This window comes from Mesorhizobium sp. ESP7-2 (assembly GCF_020164715.1).
Classification (GTDB): domain Bacteria; phylum Pseudomonadota; class Alphaproteobacteria; order Rhizobiales; family Rhizobiaceae; genus Mesorhizobium.
This window is the reverse complement of the sequence record NZ_JAIUGQ010000034.1, coordinates 1-18,090: the sequence shown is the minus strand read 5'-3', so window position 1 is coordinate 18,090 and position 18,090 is coordinate 1. Positions and strand designations below refer to the sequence as shown.

Genomic DNA, 18,090 nt, shown 5'->3' with positions numbered 1-18,090 from the left:
ACAAAGCGGGAGGGGCTTCGGGGATCCGAGGCCCCTCTTTTTATGTGCGGTGTTGTATTCAAGCCTCGGGAAAGATTGGCGCGTGAATTGGCTCTCACCCTCGCTTGCCCTCAACAATGCCGGCAAGGCCGACGAGGAGATGCCGACCGAGGCTGTCGGTTCCGACTACTGGAGCCGAAATCAGCGTGAGGTGCCCGGATGGCCGGGACCGGCGATCCGCCCAGCTATCGCCCTGGCCAAAATGGCGGCATTGGCGAAGCAGCCGCGGATGCTCGGCCGCATGCCGGTGAACCACAGGCCGGGCAGTTTCGGATCGGCCTGGCCGCCGTTGAAGAGCGGAACGCCCTTCTCGTCGAGGACGCCGAGATCGCCGACCATGCGCTCCAGCCCGGTGCGGTAGCCCGTCGCGGCAATGACGATGTCGGGAGCGATCAGGCTGCCATTGGCCAGGATGACGCCATCGCGGGTGAACTCCCGTATCCCCGGCACCACCACGATCCTGCCCGATTTGATGGCGTCGACGGCGCCATCGTCTGCGGCGATCGCGGTATAGTCCGAGGTCAGGCGGCTGGCGCCGCCGGCGGGCGCGGGCGGCAGGCCGAATTTGGTCAGATCCCCGAAAACCAGGCGCTGCGTCACCGCCATGACCGCGTCGGCGACGCGCAGCGGCAGGCGCGCCATGAGCGGCGAGAGGCGGTGCACGGCGATCTTGCCGACGCGTTTGGGCAAAAGAGCGGGGCCGTTGCGGGCCGACAGCCAGACAGCGGCGGTATCGACGCCCGCCAGATGATTGAGGGCGTCGAAGCCCGAATTGCCGGCGCCGACCACCAGCACCTTCTTGCCCGCATAGGCCTGGGCGTCGCCAAAATCCGCCGAATGGACGATCCGGCCCGCGAACGCCTGCATGCCCTTCCATTGCGGCGTGAAGGGTTCCCTGTCGCGGCCGGTGGCGACAACGACATGACGCGCCAGGCGCAAGCCGGCGCTGGTGCGCACGATCCAGTGGTCGCCCCCGGACGTGATGGCCTCGACGGAGACGCCAAACTCCACCGGCAAACGGTTCGCCTCATGGAAATCGCTCATATGGCGGATGACAACATCCCGGTGCGGAAAGGCGGGGGTACCCTTGGGATAGGCAAGGCCGGGCAGCGCCGAGAGATCGCGGTGGGTGTTGAGGTGCAGCTGTTCGTGGCGCCGGCGCCAGGGCTCGGCCAGCCGGCTTTCCTTCTCCAGGATCGCCGTCGCCACGCCGGCCTTCATCAAGGCCTGCGCGACAGCCAGCCCGGCGACGCCGGCGCCAATGACGATCGCCGGCTCGACCGCCACCAGCTGCTCCATCATCGTCCCAGGTGTTGTATCAGCCATTCAATCTCAAATCCCATTCGCCCTTACCGCAACCCCGAAGGCTCGCAGGCCGCTGTAACCGTTTGATCGCGCCAAACGGCAAATCGATGCCGATCTTCGATGACCCGCGCCGAGGCGCGGTCTCGCTTCCAGAGCATTGCGCCACCCGGTGGAAACAGCCGGTCGCGGCGCCGCGGCCAAAACAACGACATGGAGCGGATTACCCGCTTCTGTCCGAATACATCCAGCCCTATATGGCATATCGGCGGCATCGGCGATAATCAGGTCGCGGCAAAGTGATTGATTCGAGGTCCGGGGGCTGGCGGATCTCGTCACGGACGCAGGCATTCGAAACCGGCAACCGATTTCGGCTACCCGCGAAAAATCAAGACGCCGTGGCGCGTCTTGCGTGTCGGCGGACACGTCGCGCCACAAACGGCACGCGGAATCTCGACCATGCCCTCCTTGCGGATCTATTTCGACAACATCCTCGAGGGTGCCTCGCCCAAGGTCGAGCGCCGGGCGCTGACGCATGTCGAACGGCTGGCGCTGGTGCGCCGCCATGGCGACTTCTCGCTCGCCTATTCCACCGCCGTGCAGCCCAAGCTTTCCTATTTTGGCGACGCCGACGGCTACATCGCCTTCGGCACCAAGATGAAGCATCATTTCGCGCTCGGCGATCCGGTGGCGGCGCCGGCGCAGCGGCCCGATTATATCAGACGCTTCGTCGAGAGCGCCGGCGGCCCATGGTTCGTGCAGATCGGCGAACAGACCGCCCAGGTCCTTGCCGGCCTCGGCTACAAGGTGAACCGGCTGGGCATCGACACCCGCCTGCCGCTGCCCGAGCATGATTTTTCCGGCAAGCGCAACGAAACGGTGCGTTATTCCGAGCGCTGGCTGCTGAAGAAAGGCTTTTCGTTCGAGGAGGACAAACGCACGATCCACCTCGACGAGATCTCCCGGCTCTCCCAAAACTGGCGCGGCGACCGCATCGTCAAGCGATGGGAGATGGGTTTCCTCAACCGTCCGTTTTACGATCAGCTCGGCAGCGACATGCGCCGTTTCGTGCTGCACGGTCCCGATGGCGACCTGGTCGCCCTGCTCGACTTCGATCCGTTGTTCGCCGGCGGCAAGGTGATCGGCTACACCACCGCCTTCAAGCGCAAGCATATCGATGCCTCGCCGCATGCCGAGATCGGCCTGACCAAATTCGCCGTCGACCGCTTTCGCGAGGAAGGCGTTTCGGTGGTGACGCTCGGCCTGTCGCCGCTCGTCGATGTCGGCCCGAGCGGATTTGCCGAAAGCGACTTCTGGCGCAATACCTTCCAGCGCGCCTACGATTCGCCCTGGGTCAACCGCCGCAGGTTCAACCTGCAGGGCCAGGCGGCATTCAAGCGCCGTTTCCACGGCGTCGAGGAGCCGGTCTACATCGCCTTTCGCGAGGGGACTTATATCGAGATGCTGGGGTTGCTGCGGCTGGTCAAGGCAATTTGAGATTTGCCCTTTCCTCGCCCCCGCGGAGCGGGGGAGAGGAACCAAGTCCCAGCCGATCAGTTGCGCAGCCGGTAGCCGGTCCGGAAGATCCACGCCACGATCGCGATGCAGACCGCCAGGAACACCAGCGTCATGCCGAGACTGACGACGACCGAGACGTCGGCCTTGCCGTAGAAACTCCAGCGGAATCCGCTGATCAGGTAGACCACCGGGTTGAACAGCGTGATCGTCTTCCAGATGCCGGGCAGCATGTGGATCGAATAGAAGCTGCCGCCGAGGAAGGTCAGCGGGGTGACGATCAGCAGCGGCACCAGCTGCAGCTGCTCGAAGCTTTTCGCCCAGATGCCGATGATGAAGCCGAACAGGCTGAAGGTCACCGCCGTCAGGATCAGGAAAGCGAGCATCCAGAACGGATGCTCGATGTGCAGCGGCACGAACAACGAGGCCGTCGCCAGGATGATCAGGCCGAGGATGATCGACTTGGTGGCCGCACCCCCGACATAGGCGATGACGATCTCCAGATAGGAGACCGGCGCCGACAGGAGCTCGTAGATCGAGCCGACGAATTTCGGGAAGTAGATGGCGAAGGAGGCGTTGGAGATCGACTGCGTCAACAGCGACAGCATGATCAGTCCCGGCACGATGAAGGCGCCGTAGCTGATGCCGTCGATCTCGGTGATGCGCGAGCCGATGGCCGAGCCGAAGACGACGAAATAGAGCGATGTCGAGATGACCGGCGAGATGATGCTCTGCAGCACGGTGCGGAACGCACGCGCCATCTCGACCCGATAGATCGCCCACACTGCACGTAGATTCATGGCAGCGCGCGGGTTCATGGCTCTTGCCTCAGGAGATTGACGAAGATCTCTTCGAGCGAGCTGTTCTTGGTGTCAAGATCGCGAAACTGGATGCCGGCCGCCTCGAGATCGCGGATCAGCGAGGCGACGCCCGGCCGGTCGCTCTGGTTGTCATAGGTGTAGGTGAGCTGGTTGCCGTCCGGCGACAGTTCGAGCGCGTAGTTCGAGAGCCCGTCGGGCACGCTGCCGAGCGGGGCGCGCAGCTCCAGCGACATCTGCTTGCGGCCGAGCTTGAGCATCAGTTCGGCCTTGCCTTCGACCAGGATGATCTCGCCGCGATTGATGACGCCGACGCGGTCGGCCATCGCCTCGGCTTCCTCGATGTAGTGCGTGGTGAGGATGATGGTGACGCCGTCCTCGCGCAGCCGGCGCACCATCGCCCACATGTCCTGGCGCAGTTCGACGTCGACGCCGGCGGTCGGCTCGTCGAGGAACAGGACGCGCGGCTCATGCGACAGCGCCTTGGCGATCATCAGCCGCCGCTTCATGCCGCCCGACAGCGTGATCGCCTTGGAGTCCTTCTTGTCCCACAGCGACAGATCGCGCAGCACCTTCTCGACAAAGGCCGGATTGGCCGGCCTGCCGAACAGGCCGCGGCTGTAGTTGACGGTTGCCCACACGGTCTCGAAGGCATCGATGGTGAGTTCCTGTGGCACCAGCCCGATCAGGCTACGCGCGGCACGATAGTCCTTGTTGATGTCGTGGCCGTCGACGGTGACGGTGCCCGACGAGCGGTTGACGATGCCGCAGACGATCGAGATCAGCGTCGTCTTGCCAGCGCCGTTGGGACCGAGCAGGGCGAAGATCTCGCCGCGCTCTATGTCGAGACTGACTTCCTTGAGCGCGGTGAAGCCGGTGGCGTAGGTCTTGGAGACCCCGGAAATGGACAGAATGGACGGCATGGTTGAAAACGGCTGCCTGAAAGAGGTGACTTGATATAGGCCTGTTGTCGCCCAGTGCAACCGCAAGTCAATGCCTTGCTGCCAGTTCTGGACATCGAAGCCCGGGGACTGGCCGGAAATGCGTCGCTTGCAACCGGCAAAATTGTCCTGTGGCGTTCAGCCTCGCGGCGGGACGCCGCTTTGACCTGATCCCGCTTCGGGCCTATCCTTCGCCAGTATTGGAGCAATTCCAGGAAAAAGCGCGTTGCCCGGGAAAAGCGCACAACGCTTTCCCTAGGGAATTGCGTCGAATAGTAATAAGCAGCCGGAGCCCGCCATGGACCCGCTCATTCTCTCGCGCATGCAGTTCGGCGCGAATATCTCGTTTCATATCCTGTTTCCGACGATCACCATTGCCCTTGGCTGGGTGCTGCTGTTCTTCAAGCTGCGCTACAATGCGACCAATGATTCCGCCTGGATGCGCGCCTATTTCACCTGGGTGAAGGTGTTCGCGCTGTCCTTCGCCATGGGCGTCGTGTCGGGCGTCACCATGAGCTTCCAGTTCGGCACCAACTGGCCGGGCTACATGCAGCATGTCGGCAACATCGCGGGGCCGCTGCTCGCCTACGAGATCCTCACCGCCTTCTTCCTCGAGGCGGCCTTCCTCGGCATCATGCTGTTCGGCTTCCGCCGCGTCTCCAACCGCGTCCACACGCTGGCGACGGTGCTGGTCGCCGGCGGCACCACCCTGTCGGCGTTCTGGATCATCGCGCTCAATTCCTGGATGCAGACGCCGGCCGGCTTCGAGATGCGCGACGGCGTGGCACACGCCGTCGACTGGTGGGCCATCGTCTTCAACCCCTCCATGCCCTACCGGCTGGTGCACATGCTGCTCGCCTCGGGGCTCACCGTGTCGTTCCTGATCGCCGGCCTGTCGGCGCTGCGCTACCTCAAGGGCGACCGTTCGGAATCGATGTGGAAGGCGCTGCGCACCGGCGTCTTCACGGCCGCCATCCTGATCCCGATCCAGATCCTGGCCGGCGACCAGCATGGGCTGAACACGCTGGAACACCAGCCGCAGAAGATCGCCGCCATGGAGGCCAACTGGAACACCGGCCCCAACGTGCCGCTGGTGCTGTTCGCGCTGCCCGACGAGGCGGCCAAGGAAAACAGATTCGAGGTCACGATTCCGGACGGCGCCAGCGTTATCCTGCGGCACAGCGCCGACGGCGTCGTGCCGGGGCTGAACGATTTCCCGGGCAACCATCCGCCGGTCTTTCCACTCTTCTGGAGCTTCCGCATCATGGTCGGCACCGGGCTTTTGATGCTCGCCGTCTCGTGGTCGGCCGCCTTCTTCCTCAAGCGCCGGCATTCGCTGCCCAGGCCGCTCGCGCTGCTGATGGTGCCGATGGCGCTGTCGGGCTGGCTGGCGACGCTGGCCGGCTGGTACACGACCGAGATCGGCCGCCAGCCCTGGCTGGTGACCGGCGTGTTGAAGACCGCCGACGCCGTCGGGCCGGTGGCCGGCAGCCATGTCGCGCTGACGCTCGTCATCTATCTCCTCCTCTATGTGCTTTTGCTGATCGCCTATCTCGGCGTGCTGGTGCATCTGGCGCTGAAGGCGGCCAAGGATGGCGACACCTCGCCGCTGCCGGGTGTGATGAAGACGGCCATGTCGCAACCGGCGGCGGGGGAGTGAGCATGTTTTCACCGCAGGTCCGCGCCGCCCCTCACCTGCCTGCCGGCATCCTCTCCCCGTATAGTGACGGGGAGAGGGGCGCTATGTCTTATGGTTTCGCCAATCGCCAACGTTGCATGGATGGCGCCGGCGTTGCGGCCAGCCCCCTTCTCCCCGTCACTATACGGGGAGAAGTGCCCGGCAGGGCGATGAGGGGCGGCGCCAACTCCGACAATCGATCTGAAACGATCGCTTCAAGCGGTAAGGCCGTGCACCCGACACATCGCGGCTGGGAGATATACCCATGACCTACGACTGGCCGACCCTGCTCCCGCTCATCTTCGCCGGCCTGATGGGCCTCGCCATCCTGATCTATGTCATTCTCGACGGGTTCGACCTCGGCATCGGCATCCTGTTCGCCGCCGCCGAGGACACCGAGCAGGACACGATGATCGCGGCGATCGGCCCATTCTGGGACGCCAACGAGACCTGGCTGGTGCTGGCCGTCGGCCTGCTCCTGGTCGCCTTTCCGCTGGCGCATGGCGTCATCCTGACCGCGCTCTACATTCCGGTGTTCGTGCTGCTGGTCGGGCTGATCCTGCGCGGCGTCGCCTTCGATTTCCGCGCCAAGGTGCCGGCCGGCCGCAAGCACCGCTGGAACCGCATCTTCTTCCTCGGCTCGGTCATCGCCTCGCTGGCGCAGGGTTACATGCTGGGCGTCTACGTGCTCGGCCTCGATATCGGGCCGGGCGGCATGGCGTTCGGCGTGCTGGTGGCGTTCTGCCTGGCGGCGGCCTACGCCGCGATGGGCGCGGCCTGGGTGATCTACAAGACCGAGGGCGAGTTGCAGAAGAAGGCGGTGCTCTGGCTGCGCACGGCGCTGGTGCTGACCGCGCTCGGCATGGCCGCGGTGTCGCTGGCGACGCCCTTCGCCAGCCCGCGCATCTTCGCCAAATGGTTCGGCTGGCCGCAGATGCTCTATCTGTCGCCGCTGCCGATCCTGTCGGCGCTGCTGTTTCTCTGGCTGTGGCGGCAGACCTTCCATCTGCCGCGGCCCGACGACCGCCATTCGCTGACGCCGTTCCTGACGCTGGCCGCCATCTTCGCGCTCGGCTTTGCCGGGCTTGCCTGGTCGTTCTATCCCTATGTGGTGCCCGATCGACTGACCATCTGGCAAGCGGCGTCGGCGACCGAAAGCCTGGCCATCATCCTGGCCGGCACCGTGGTGGTGCTGCCGATCATCATCTTCTATTCGTTCTATGCCTACCGCGTGTTCGGCGGCAAGGCGACGGATCTGACTTACGATTGAGGGTGGGTAGAGCGGTGGCTTTCGAGGTCACAGCGAGGCGCCCCCCTCTGGCCTGCCGGCCATCTCCCCCTCAAGGGGGGAGATCGGATGTCATGACTGCTTTCGCCAACTTTCGATGTGGAAAAGGCGCGGGGTCGACGCTGCCAATCTCCCCCCTTGAGGGGGAGATGTCCGGCAGGACAGAGGGGGGCGCTGTCCCGCCGACGTCACCTTCTAGGCGCCCATCTCAATTGCTCGCCGACAGCACCAGCACCGGCTTTTCGCTGTACAGCGACGGGAACAGCGCCTTCAAATTCGCCACCTTGGGCAGGTCGTTGTAGACGATGTAGGGGTAGGTCGGGTTCAGCGTCAGGAAATCCTGGTGGTAGTTCTCGGCCGGGTAGAAGGTCTTGCCGGTCTCCAGCGTGGTGACGATGGGCTCGGAAAACACCTTGGCCTTGTCGAGTTGGGCGATGTAGCTCTGCGCGATCTTCTTTTGCGCGTCGTTCTCGACAAAGATCGTCGAGCGGTACTGGGTGCCCGAGTCCGGGCCCTGGTAGTTGAGCTGGGTCGGGTTGTGGGCGACCGAGAAATAGACCTGCAGCAGCTGGCCATAGGTCACCTTGGACGGATCATAGGTGATCTCGACGGATTCGGCATGGCCGGTGCGGCCGGTGCCGACCGTCTCGTAGACGGCGTTCTCCTTTGACCCGCCGGTGTAGCCGGACACCGCCTTGCTGACGCCCTTGACGTGCTGGAACACGCCCTGCACGCCCCAGAAGCAGCCGCCGGCGAAGATCGCCTTTTCGCTGCCTGGGGCCGCCTTTTCGTCGATCGCCGGCGGCGGGATCTTCACCGCATCCTCGGCGGAGATGGCGGGCGTGAGCCAGAAGGCGGCGCCCGCGACGGCAAGGGCGAGTGCGGCGAGCCCGCCCCGGACAAAGCCCATCGGACGATTGTCGATATTGGTCATGGTTGCACTCCTCATGGGTTGCACAGGGATCAGTCTATTGGATCAGCTACCGTGGCGCGATGCGCGAGTTGCGGCGGAGGCTCACATTCGCGTGCTCCGGGACCTCACGCCTTTCCCGGGATTGCTCCGGCAACTGTCCCCGGCTGGACAGGGAGCCCGCCAGGGACAGAAGGCCACGGACCAGTCTCAATTGGCCGTGGCATCCGTTGCCGGCTTCATCGCGTCGGTCGCCGGTTTCATCGCGTCCGCCGGCTTCATGGCATCGGCGGCGGGCTTCATGGAGTTGGTGGCCATCGGATCGGCGGGCTTCATCGCATCGGTTGCCGGTTTCATGGCGTCCGCGGCCGGCGCCATGGCGTTGGCAGCGGGCTTCATCGCATTGGTGGCGTCGTCGGCGCGCGCGATGCCGCCGGCAAACAGCGCCGTCGAGCAGAGAGCAAGCGCGAGCGCCGGCAGCGTCAGGCGTGAGAAATTGGTCATGGTCGGTTTCCTTGTGGGGTTGGTGGCACGCCCTTTGGGCGGCCGGGCTGTTGCGCCGCCGCCCATGCGGCGGCGCAAATCTCTGCTCGGCAAGTCTTTGCCTGAACGTGATTGTTGCTTGATGCATGTCGTCGTCGCAAAACCGAGGTCACTTTTGCGCGACATGCATTAGTTGGCGGCGGCGGCCAGGATCGGCCCGCCGCCGGGCGACTGCAGCAGCACGGCGGTGCTGAGGCCGCCCGAGGCTGCCGGCAGATCGAGCGTCTTGGCCTCGCCGCTCCAGCTGCCGAGTCTTGTCAGTGCGTGCACGACATTGGCGTGCGGCAAGGTGCGGCCGGTGTTTTCGCCGCGCGCCACCGGCACCTCGACGACACCCTTGGTGTAGCGCACCAGCCAGACATCGGCCTTGCCGCCAGGCGCCGAGCCGGCGCCGATCGCGACCTTGCCGCCGGCGAGCGACAGCGAGGGGCCGCCGGTCTTGCCCGTGGCGGCGATCAGATGTTCGATCTGGCCGGGCGCGGCGCCGACGACATCGGCATGGCCGTTGACCACCACTTGCGGCGTGAACGGCCCGTCATGGCCGAGCGGGCGCTCGTAGGAAACCTGGCGCTGGGTGAATTCCTGCTTGCCGAACGTGTCCTTCCAGCCGAGATAGTCCCAGTAGGTGACATTGAACGACAGCGCCAGCACGCCGGGCCGGTCCTTCACCTTGATGAGGTTGGCATTTGCCGGCGGGCAGGACGAACAGCCCTGGCTGGTGAACAGCTCGACCACGGTGAGCGGCTGGGCGACGGCGCCGGCGAGCGAGGCGGCGAGCGCCATCCCGGCGAGGCCGGACAGTGCGAGGAACCTGCTTGATATGACTGGCGACATCGGCGTGCTCCGTGGGGACGGCGCCACGATGCGCCCGTCATGTCCCCACTTCGCCGCCACGATGAGCTTCGTTACAACGCTCACCGGTTTGTGATTGAAGGCGCCTGCGCTTTCTTCCCTTCTCCCCTTGTGGGAGAAGGTGGCCTCGCGAAGCGAGGTCGGATGAGGGGTGTTCCAGCTTGGCAAGGACGGCACTCTGTGGCGCACCCCTCAACCGTCTCGGCGCTACGCGCCGATCCACCTTCTCCCACAAGGGGAGAAGGAAAAATCGACGCTAACGCCAAGGCTGCAGACTCGTGTCCCTGATATAGGCGATGATCGTGTCGCAGACGGCGTTCATGTCTCTCAGGACGTCGTCATTCCAGAAGCGCAGGATGCGAAAGCCTCTCGCCTTCAGGTCGGCGTCACGGCTGCGGTCCGAATCCGAATCCGCGTGCTGGCTGCCATCTATCTCGATGATAAGGCTGGCTTCGATGCAGACGAAATCCGCGACGTATTTTCCAAACGGCATCTGGCGCCGGAATTTTATCCCGTCGAGCCTGCGGTCGCGCAGCTCCTGCCAAAGCCTGCCTTCAGCCTCCGTCATGGCACGACGAAGCGAGCGGGCAAAATTGCGTTTGGCGGGAGGGACGGGTTGATGCGGCATGACGTGAGATTAGTCGAACGCTGCGGTCCGTCTACAGCCCCGGTGGCAAAGGCACGCGTTCCCTTCTCCCCTTGTGGGGCCCGAAGGGCGGGCGAGGCCCGTGACTCGTCCAGGGCGGTGTATCGGCGCGCAGCGCCGAGACGGTTGAGGGGTGTTCCAGCGGAATGAGGCGTCGGTGTTCCCTGGAACACCCCTCATCCGACCTCGCTTCGCGAGGCCACCTTCTCCCACAAGGGGAGAAGGAAGAAGCGTCTACGTCACTGCGTCAGCGCGGTGTCCGAGGGCCGCTTGTTGAAGTCGCATTTGCCGGTGACGTTGTAGAAGAAGTCGGCGTTGGTGACAGGCGCCGGGACCGCGTTGCCGCCGTCTTCCCAGGCCTGATAGGCTGTCGCGCCGCAAGGGACGACGCCGAAGATGTCGACGGGCTGGCCGGTGGCGGTCTCGGTCAGGTTGGTCGCGCTCAACCCGCTATAGAGCCGGTTGGACGTGGCCGGGTCGTTCGAGATCAGCTTTTTCGGGTTGCCCGACGGCACATCCATCTGCAAATAGAGGCCGCCCATCGCGCTGACGTCGATCGACGCGCCGGCGCTGTTGGCCGGGTACATCGTGTCGACACAGTAATATTTCGTGCCGCTCGCATCGGTCTTGAGGGTCACGCCGCTTGGCGGATTGCTGCCGACGGTGCAGACCTGCTTCTGGACCAGCGTGGTGACGGTGTTGCCGGCTGAATCGGTGGTGAGGACGTTGACATTGGTGGTGCCATAGCCCTTCGGGTCCCTGGTGTTGCCATAGGTATAGTCGATCGTCATCAGCGGTTTGGCCACCGCCGCGCCGAATTGCGTACCGTAGAGCGTCATCGTCTTGTTCCAGTAACCCGACACGCCGGTGACCTTGAACGTCGCCGCAACCAGTGCCGGCGGCTTGGTTACCGCCGCACCCACGGCGATCGGCACGGTGTTGATCCTGGCGATGCTCATGAAAACGGTCGGCATGGCGAAACTTGCCGTGGCCTGGGCGGTGGTGGCGGTGGCGGTGGTGCCAGCCACGAAGTTGGTCAGCGTCGCGGTGCCCTGTCCACCGTTGGCGATGAAGGAATTCTGCAGCATCGTCTGGCGCTGCGGCAGCGTCGACGTGGTATCCATGGTGGTGATCGCCAGGATGGCGGCATCCAGCGCCTGCTGCTGGTTGGACCTGGTCTCGACCGCGCTGGTATAGTCGACTGACATGCCGACAGCCACGATCAGCGGCATCAGCATCACCAGGAAGAGCGGCATCATCGACCCGCTGCGGGAACGGGCAAAGCCGCGCAAAACCCTGAACATTTCCAACCCCCGACAGACATTAGCGACCGTGCAATTACCACGCAGCCGGCAAACCAAGGTCTAATGCGATCGATCAAATTTTATGCATTCTTGGCGCGAAGGCCGATTTTCTCGGTTTTTTGGCTGATGTCACCGCTTTGTGAGCGGCAAGGCAGCCCTTGCGCCGCAAGCCTTGCCGCCGGTTGCCGCCCCTGCTAAAGCGCGCGGCATGAGCACGCCCCTCGACCACATCAGAAATTTTTCCATCGTCGCCCATATCGACCATGGCAAATCCACGCTTGCCGACCGCCTGATCCAGTCGACCGGCGGGCTGGAGCTGCGCGACATGAAGGAGCAGGTGCTGGACTCGATGGACATCGAGCGCGAGCGCGGCATCACCATCAAGGCGCAGACGGTGCGGCTGAAATACCGCGCCGACAATGGCGAGGACTATATCCTCAACCTCATCGACACGCCCGGCCATGTCGACTTCGCCTATGAAGTCTCGCGGTCGCTCGCCGCCTGCGAGGGCTCGCTGCTGGTCGTCGACGCGAGCCAAGGCGTCGAGGCGCAGACGCTGGCCAATGTCTACCAGGCGATCGACAACAACCACGAGATCGTCGTGGTGCTGAACAAGGTCGACCTGCCGGCCGCCGAGCCCGAGCGCATCCGCGAGCAGGTCGAGGAGGTGATCGGCATCGACGCTTCCAACGCCGTGCTGATCTCGGCCAAGACCGGCCTTGGCATTCCCGACGTGCTGGAAGCCATCGTCCACCAATTGCCGCCGCCGCGCGAGGGCGATGCCACGGCACCCCTGAAGGCGATGCTGGTCGACAGCTGGTACGACGCCTATCTCGGCGTCATCGTGCTGGTGCGCGTCATCGACGGCGTGCTGAAGAAGGGCCAGACCATCCGCATGATGGGCACGGGCGCCAAATACCTGGTCGAGCGCACCGGCGTGTTCACGCCGGCCCGCATCAATGTCGAGGAGCTCGGCCCCGGCGAGTTCGGTTTCTTCACCGGCTCGATCAAGGAAGTGGCCGACACCCGCGTCGGCGACACCATCACCGAGGACAAGCGCCAGACCGCGCACGCCCTGCCCGGCTTCAAGCCGGCGCAGCCGGTGGTGTTCTGCGGCCTGTTCCCGGTCGACGCCGCCGATTTCGAGGACCTGCGCGCCGCCGTCGGCAAGCTGCGCCTCAACGACGCTTCTTTTTCTTATGAGATGGAAACAAGTGCGGCGCTCGGCTTCGGCTATCGCTGCGGCTTTCTGGGCCTCTTGCATCTCGAAATCATCCAGGAGCGGCTGGAGCGCGAGTTCAATCTCGACCTGATCGCCACGGCGCCGTCCGTCGTCTACCGGCTGCTGCTCAATGACGGCTCGGTGAAGGAACTGCACAACCCGGCCGACATGCCCGACGTGGTGAAGATCTCGGCCATCGAGGAGCCATGGATCCGCGCCACGATCCTGACCCCCGACGACTATCTCGGCGGCATTTTGAAACTCTGCCAGGACCGGCGCGGCATCCAGGCCGACCTCTCCTATGTCGGCAAGCGCGCCATGCTGACCTACGATTTGCCGCTCAACGAAGTCGTCTTCGATTTCTACGACCGGCTGAAGTCGATCTCGAAGGGCTATGCCTCGTTCGATTATCACCTGACCGATTACCGCGAGGGCGATTTGGTGAAGATGTCGATCCTGGTCAACGAGGAGCCGGTCGACGCGCTGTCGATGCTGGTCCACCGCACGGCGGCGGAAAAGCGCGGACGGCAGATGTGCGAGAAGCTCAAGGAGCTGATCCCGCACCATTTGTTCAAGATCCCGATCCAGGCCGCCATCGGCGGCAAGGTCATCGCCCGCGAAACCATCTCGGCGCTGCGCAAGGACGTGACGGCAAAGTGCTACGGCGGCGACGTGTCGCGCAAGCGCAAGCTGCTGGACAAGCAGAAAGAGGGCAAGAAGCGGATGCGGCAATTTGGGAAGGTGGATATCCCGCAGGAGGCGTTTATCCAGGCGCTGAAGATGGGGGATTGAGGGGCTATTCTGTCTACTCCCTTTTTTGTTTCAGTTCTGAGAGAAGATTTTTGGACACCGTGCTAAAAGGTAATCGTTACCTCTCAAAAAAATTGTCGACGTTTATCATCATGGTGCTTCGTGTGGTGCTAGATATAACGTTCTTTATTGCTCGCTTGTTTTTAAAGCGAGAAGAATCTATCTGATCTTGCGTCATCTCTACAGTATTTAGCTTCGTCTCTCGAAAATCTGCCTGGTTCATCGATGCCGATTCGAAAGTGCAGTGAGCAATTTGCGCCCCAACAAACACGGCTCTATCTAATTTTGCGTGGGCGAAACTTGAAATAAAGACATTTGTCCCTAAGAATCTTGTGTCCGTGAGGTCCGCCCCTCGTAAATCACACCCGGACAGCCTAGAAATACTGATAACCGACCCCTTATAGTCGATACGTGAAATCATCTTCCCCATAGGATTGACTTCACCTGCAGCAAAAAACGTGTCCGGATGGACGTAAAAACCCGCAGCGTCCCCAATCAAGTCATGGCGATGAAGCAATCTAGCTAAACCGTGAGGGTCGTCTGATAGACCGGGTATAAAAATCGGCCCTGGCAGCCAACCGTCAATCTCCCCCGCCTGCCCGATAGGAAACGCAACTCGTCCGATGGAATCGAGCATAGCCCAAAGGGCAAGCTCGGCGTTCAACTGCTCTCGCTCCAATTCTCGCCACGACTTTGAAGCCTTTGGGAGAGGGAACCCGTACGTCAACGACGAAGATAGCGGCCCCTTTGCTATCTCAATCCACGTTCTCGCTTGGAGTGCGGCCTCGGCGATTTGCCCCGACGACTTCAGGCGAACCTCATTTCGCAAGAACGAGTGGACCTCATGGCTGATCGCCGTCGCACCCGTCAGCGCTAGCCACCGCTCAAGAAAGTTTGTCTCGACGAAATCACTATCTTCATCGCGTGTTTGCTTACCCCAACGTAGGAACGCATCGAATAGACCGCAGGCTGTGAGATACTCACCAAAGCTCTTGTGTATGAACTCGTAGCCTCCGCCACGCTCTTCATCTTTCCTCGTATAAAAAAGCAACGCGACATTGGCAAGGTTCGCCGATTTTTCCTTCTCTATTTTTCTTATGGTGGAGGTAGGCAGTAGTATGTCACGAATCTCTTTGAAAGTTTCCTCATCTCCGGTTCGCCCACCGCCGCGCCAAGCTGCAATACCGAGGCACTGTAAAAGGGAATAAAATGTTACTTCACCAAGATCGTTGAGACCCTGTCGGGTCTCCTTCGTGCTCTCCCTTGTCCAGATTTTTCTAAAGATCGCCTCATATATCCTATTGCGGTTATCGGCAGCCTCTTTCCATCTGTCTTCGACATACCCAGAGATGATAAGGAGGTGTGCAAGCAAAGGCTCCTTTGTCAAATCCGTTAACTCTTCGGCCGTAATTGCGGCCGGTGGTGTTATATTCTTGCCCTTCGCCACCGCCCATCGCGCCCAAAACTCTGGACGTTGGTCTGCCGACAAAATTGCCGAATTTCCGACGACCTTGCACCCGCGCAAAGAGGTCGTTTGTCGTTCGGGTTGAAACGGTAGCATATCCGTAACATTGAGCGTTTTCTCAAGCATCAAGCCAAGACGACGTCTGGCCTCCTGCATAGAGGGTGCTCGGCCTAGGACCAGAAATCTCGCGTGTATCGACGCTCCAAGCCTAGCCTGAAAGTCAGAAAGCGAAGTGGCGAAGTCTTGTGCGGCGCTCTCGGAGCCTTCTCCTTCCTTGGCCAATTCATCTAGACCGTCGAAGATAAAAAGCCAGTCTTTGTGACCTCCCGCTACCAGCCCGTTAAGCGCCTGGTTATTATAATCGAAAGGCTCCTCATACTCATAGGAGAAATAGCTATTTATCCTCTCCTCTAGTGGCCCCATTCCGTGCAAGCGCTGTAGAGGAATGAAGATCACATTCCATTTTGGTTGTGGCGCGATGACGGCTGCCAACCTTTTCGCAAAAGTTGATTTACCAGAGCCGGGCCCGCCCGAAATAAGGCGAATCCGATCCGATGCATCGAACCCGGATAGCCAGGTTAGTAGCGTCTCTTCAAGCATGTCGACACGAATGGTCTTGACCTTGCGATCTATCTCAACATCGCTGTCGATCGACACTTGGTCGAAATGCTTGTGATCTACTTCATCCCACCAGCATCGAAGCGGTTGATAGACCTGAGACACAGATGTAGCATGCTCAGGATCGTCACCAAAGATCGGCTGATCTTCGAAGCGCCTTATCAGGAGCGACCTGTATTTCTCCCATGCCAACGCTAGTTCTCCGGCTTTGCTTGCTGCACCATCAAGCACATCAAACATTTGACGGAAATAATCCGGTCTTTTACTCGATACCCTAAGGATTGCTTCGGCAACGTATGTAAAGAAGCGAGCAATATTATTTTCGCTTGATCCGTGTAGCCCAGACCGGAAGCGATAAACGGTGTCGTCTGCGGCAATTTTGAATGGTAAGAAAGTGTTAGGAGAGGAAATTGCGCTAACGGAGAATGTAAGCTCCTTCTGCTCACATATCAGACGGATTTTGTTTAAAGTTTGCGAAACGAATTCGTGAATCTCAGGTTTTTCGAACTTCCCGTGGCTGGAGCTACTTCCGAGTAGAAATGCAATTGAATAGGCTATTGATTCTTCAACCAGCGCTGTCGCCCGTGCTTCAACGGTGTCAGTCCCCCGACTTGCTTCGAATGAGCGAAAGAGGGCCGACAGCGCGTTTGAAATTCCAATCGGACCTAATAGGTAGGTTTGAAATATTGCTTCCGTGACACCGGTGGCTAAAAGCTGTACGTCCCTCGTCTTCTGCTTAGTTCCGAGCCGAATTCCCATATCAAGTCCCCCCTGAATACCATACCGACTTACCTCGAGGAAATTCAAGGCGTTTGGGCTCAGAAATCTGTGTTGGAGCAGAAATATTGTCAGTTGTGGATTTTGTGAGGTCCAAACGATTGCCAATTGGGTTATTGAACTGAGCGGCCGCCCGGATAAAAATCGCTATAAGGGTGTAAATTTTCAAAGCTTGTAGATCTCCACTTCAAAGATGCTCGCTTTTCGACCTCCTTATCTGGTGCTGGCGAGTGTCATTTAGTGTTTCCATCACGGTTGTACTGTCAGTACGGTCGGATTTCCTGACAAGTCAAATACATCCGCGGGTCGTCCCCCTGTGCCTCTCTACTTATGTTGGCCTCCAGCGAAGACCGCAGCGGCGCGGGCCGCCACCATGTTTTCAGCGATCGGACCATTCATCGGCGCGGCGGACGCCAATATCGGGTCGACCGGCGCCATCGCCACCAAACACTAGTTGCGCCGGCTCTTTGAGATCATCCCGGCCAGGCGTATTCTCCCGTTTTGGGGGAATAAAGATGCTTACCAAGTCTCTAGACACCACCGCCGCTCTCGGCCTCGCCATCGGCGGCATCTTCGGGCTTGCCGGCACCTTCGTGACCAGCGATGCGCTGCGCGAGACGCTGTGGGCGATCGATGGCGTGGCGCTAGTCGTGGCCACCGCGCTGCTCACGATGAAATACCAGCGCCTCGGCAATGATTGCGTGGCCGCGGGCTTCCTGACCTTCCTTGCCGGCGAGAGCCTGCTTCTGGCCGGCAATGCGGCGGGCCTGCAGGCCAGCGTGCCTTCCTATGTCGGCGGCATCTCGCTCTGGGCGGCCGCGCTGATCATGGTCAGCGTGCCGAACACTTTTGCACTCTGGATGCGGATCACCGCGCTCGTGGCCGCCGTGCTGTTCCTGGTGTCGGTGGGCATGGTGCTGTGGGGCGCGCCGTTGCTGCCGACCTCGGCGCCGCTGCCGGCGGCCGGCTATCCCTTCCTGGTGCTGACCTTCGCCGGCTGGATCTGGACGCTGCTGAAGCCGGCGCGGTGAGCGGGCACGTCGAGGTCAATCCCCGTCCGAGACAGGAAAATGGGGCGTCGGCGCCGCCTCTCACCTGCCTGCCGGCGTTCGTCGCTCGAAAAGCCAAGCAGTTGGCTTTTCGTCCGCTATGCGGACCGCTCCTCAACTCCCCGTAAACGGGGCGAGGGACGCTTATTGCAAATGCTTTCGGCAATTGTCAGCGTTGCAAGAAAGGCGTCGGCGTTGCGCCCAGCCCCTCTCGCCCCGTTTACGGGGAGAGATGTCCGGCAGGACAGTGAGGGGCAGCGCCGACCTTGGCAATTGTAACAGTCCGCCCCGAACTACGGCCGCCCCGCATTGA

14 protein-coding genes are annotated in these 18,090 nt (G+C 61.7%); 5 read left to right on the top strand and 9 right to left on the bottom strand.

Annotated features, from left to right (window positions below; genetic code table 11):
• Positions 1-180 precede the first annotated feature (180 nt).
• Entirely contained in the window at positions 181-1,365 is a 1,185-nt protein-coding gene (locus tag LB543_RS25395; RefSeq protein ID WP_224616117.1) for a flavin-containing monooxygenase, read from the bottom strand.
• A gap of 435 nt (positions 1,366-1,800) precedes the next feature.
• Here LB543_RS25395 and LB543_RS25390 point away from each other — a divergent pair, with 435 nt between their 5' ends.
• Entirely contained in the window at positions 1,801-2,838 is a 1,038-nt protein-coding gene (locus LB543_RS25390; RefSeq protein WP_224616116.1) for a phosphatidylglycerol lysyltransferase domain-containing protein, read from the top strand.
• Positions 2,839-2,894: 56 nt separating this feature from the next.
• Here the strand turns inward: LB543_RS25390 and LB543_RS25385 are convergent, their stop codons facing one another.
• The gene (locus LB543_RS25385; protein WP_224595953.1) at positions 2,895-3,656 is read right to left on the bottom strand and encodes an ABC transporter permease; all 762 of its coding nucleotides are present in this window, start codon (positions 3,654-3,656) and stop codon (positions 2,895-2,897) included.
• Between the two features lie 14 nt (positions 3,657-3,670).
• On the bottom strand, positions 3,671-4,597 hold the full coding sequence (locus tag LB543_RS25380; RefSeq protein WP_224616115.1) for an ABC transporter ATP-binding protein: 927 nt from the start codon (positions 4,595-4,597) through the stop codon (positions 3,671-3,673).
• 316 nt (positions 4,598-4,913) lie between these two features.
• Here LB543_RS25380 and LB543_RS25375 point away from each other — a divergent pair, with 316 nt between their 5' ends.
• Both LB543_RS25375 and LB543_RS25370 read left to right on the top strand, forming a co-directional pair.
• On the top strand, positions 4,914-6,275 hold the full coding sequence (locus tag LB543_RS25375) for a cytochrome ubiquinol oxidase subunit I (protein WP_224616114.1): 1,362 nt from the start codon (positions 4,914-4,916) through the stop codon (positions 6,273-6,275).
• Positions 6,276-6,558: 283 nt separating this feature from the next.
• Entirely contained in the window at positions 6,559-7,563 is a 1,005-nt protein-coding gene (locus LB543_RS25370) for a cytochrome d ubiquinol oxidase subunit II (RefSeq protein WP_140765183.1), read from the top strand.
• A gap of 226 nt (positions 7,564-7,789) precedes the next feature.
• Here the strand turns inward: LB543_RS25370 and msrA are convergent, their stop codons facing one another.
• The 5 genes from msrA to LB543_RS25345 all read right to left on the bottom strand — a co-directional run bounded on the left by msrA (position 7,790) and on the right by LB543_RS25345 (position 11,836).
• Positions 7,790-8,515 (bottom strand): peptide-methionine (S)-S-oxide reductase MsrA, encoded by a 726-nt coding sequence (gene msrA, locus LB543_RS25365; RefSeq protein WP_224616113.1) that lies wholly within the window; start codon positions 8,513-8,515, stop codon positions 7,790-7,792.
• A 186-nt stretch (positions 8,516-8,701) separates the two neighbouring features.
• A complete protein-coding gene (locus tag LB543_RS25360) occupies positions 8,702-8,995 on the bottom strand; it encodes a hypothetical protein (protein WP_140813214.1) in 294 nt (97 codons plus the stop codon).
• 168 nt (positions 8,996-9,163) lie between these two features.
• Positions 9,164-9,868, bottom strand: coding sequence for a DUF1223 domain-containing protein (locus tag LB543_RS25355; protein ID WP_224616112.1), 705 nt, complete (start codon positions 9,866-9,868; stop codon positions 9,164-9,166).
• A gap of 274 nt (positions 9,869-10,142) precedes the next feature.
• The gene (locus LB543_RS25350) at positions 10,143-10,514 is read right to left on the bottom strand and encodes an endonuclease domain-containing protein (protein WP_140765597.1); all 372 of its coding nucleotides are present in this window, start codon (positions 10,512-10,514) and stop codon (positions 10,143-10,145) included.
• Positions 10,515-10,771: 257 nt separating this feature from the next.
• On the bottom strand, positions 10,772-11,836 hold the full coding sequence (locus LB543_RS25345) for a TadE/TadG family type IV pilus assembly protein (RefSeq protein WP_140813217.1): 1,065 nt from the start codon (positions 11,834-11,836) through the stop codon (positions 10,772-10,774).
• Between the two features lie 208 nt (positions 11,837-12,044).
• Between LB543_RS25345 and lepA the strand changes: the two genes are divergently transcribed.
• Entirely contained in the window at positions 12,045-13,850 is a 1,806-nt protein-coding gene (gene lepA, locus LB543_RS25340; RefSeq protein WP_224616111.1) for a translation elongation factor 4, read from the top strand.
• Between the two features lie 76 nt (positions 13,851-13,926).
• Here the strand turns inward: lepA and LB543_RS33950 are convergent, their stop codons facing one another.
• The gene (locus tag LB543_RS33950) at positions 13,927-16,710 is read right to left on the bottom strand and encodes a pentapeptide repeat-containing protein (RefSeq protein ID WP_263498827.1); all 2,784 of its coding nucleotides are present in this window, start codon (positions 16,708-16,710) and stop codon (positions 13,927-13,929) included.
• Between the two features lie 533 nt (positions 16,711-17,243).
• Between LB543_RS33950 and LB543_RS25325 the strand changes: the two genes are divergently transcribed.
• The gene (locus LB543_RS25325) at positions 17,244-17,759 is read left to right on the top strand and encodes a hypothetical protein (protein ID WP_224616110.1); all 516 of its coding nucleotides are present in this window, start codon (positions 17,244-17,246) and stop codon (positions 17,757-17,759) included.
• The last annotated feature ends 331 nt before the right edge of the window (positions 17,760-18,090 follow it).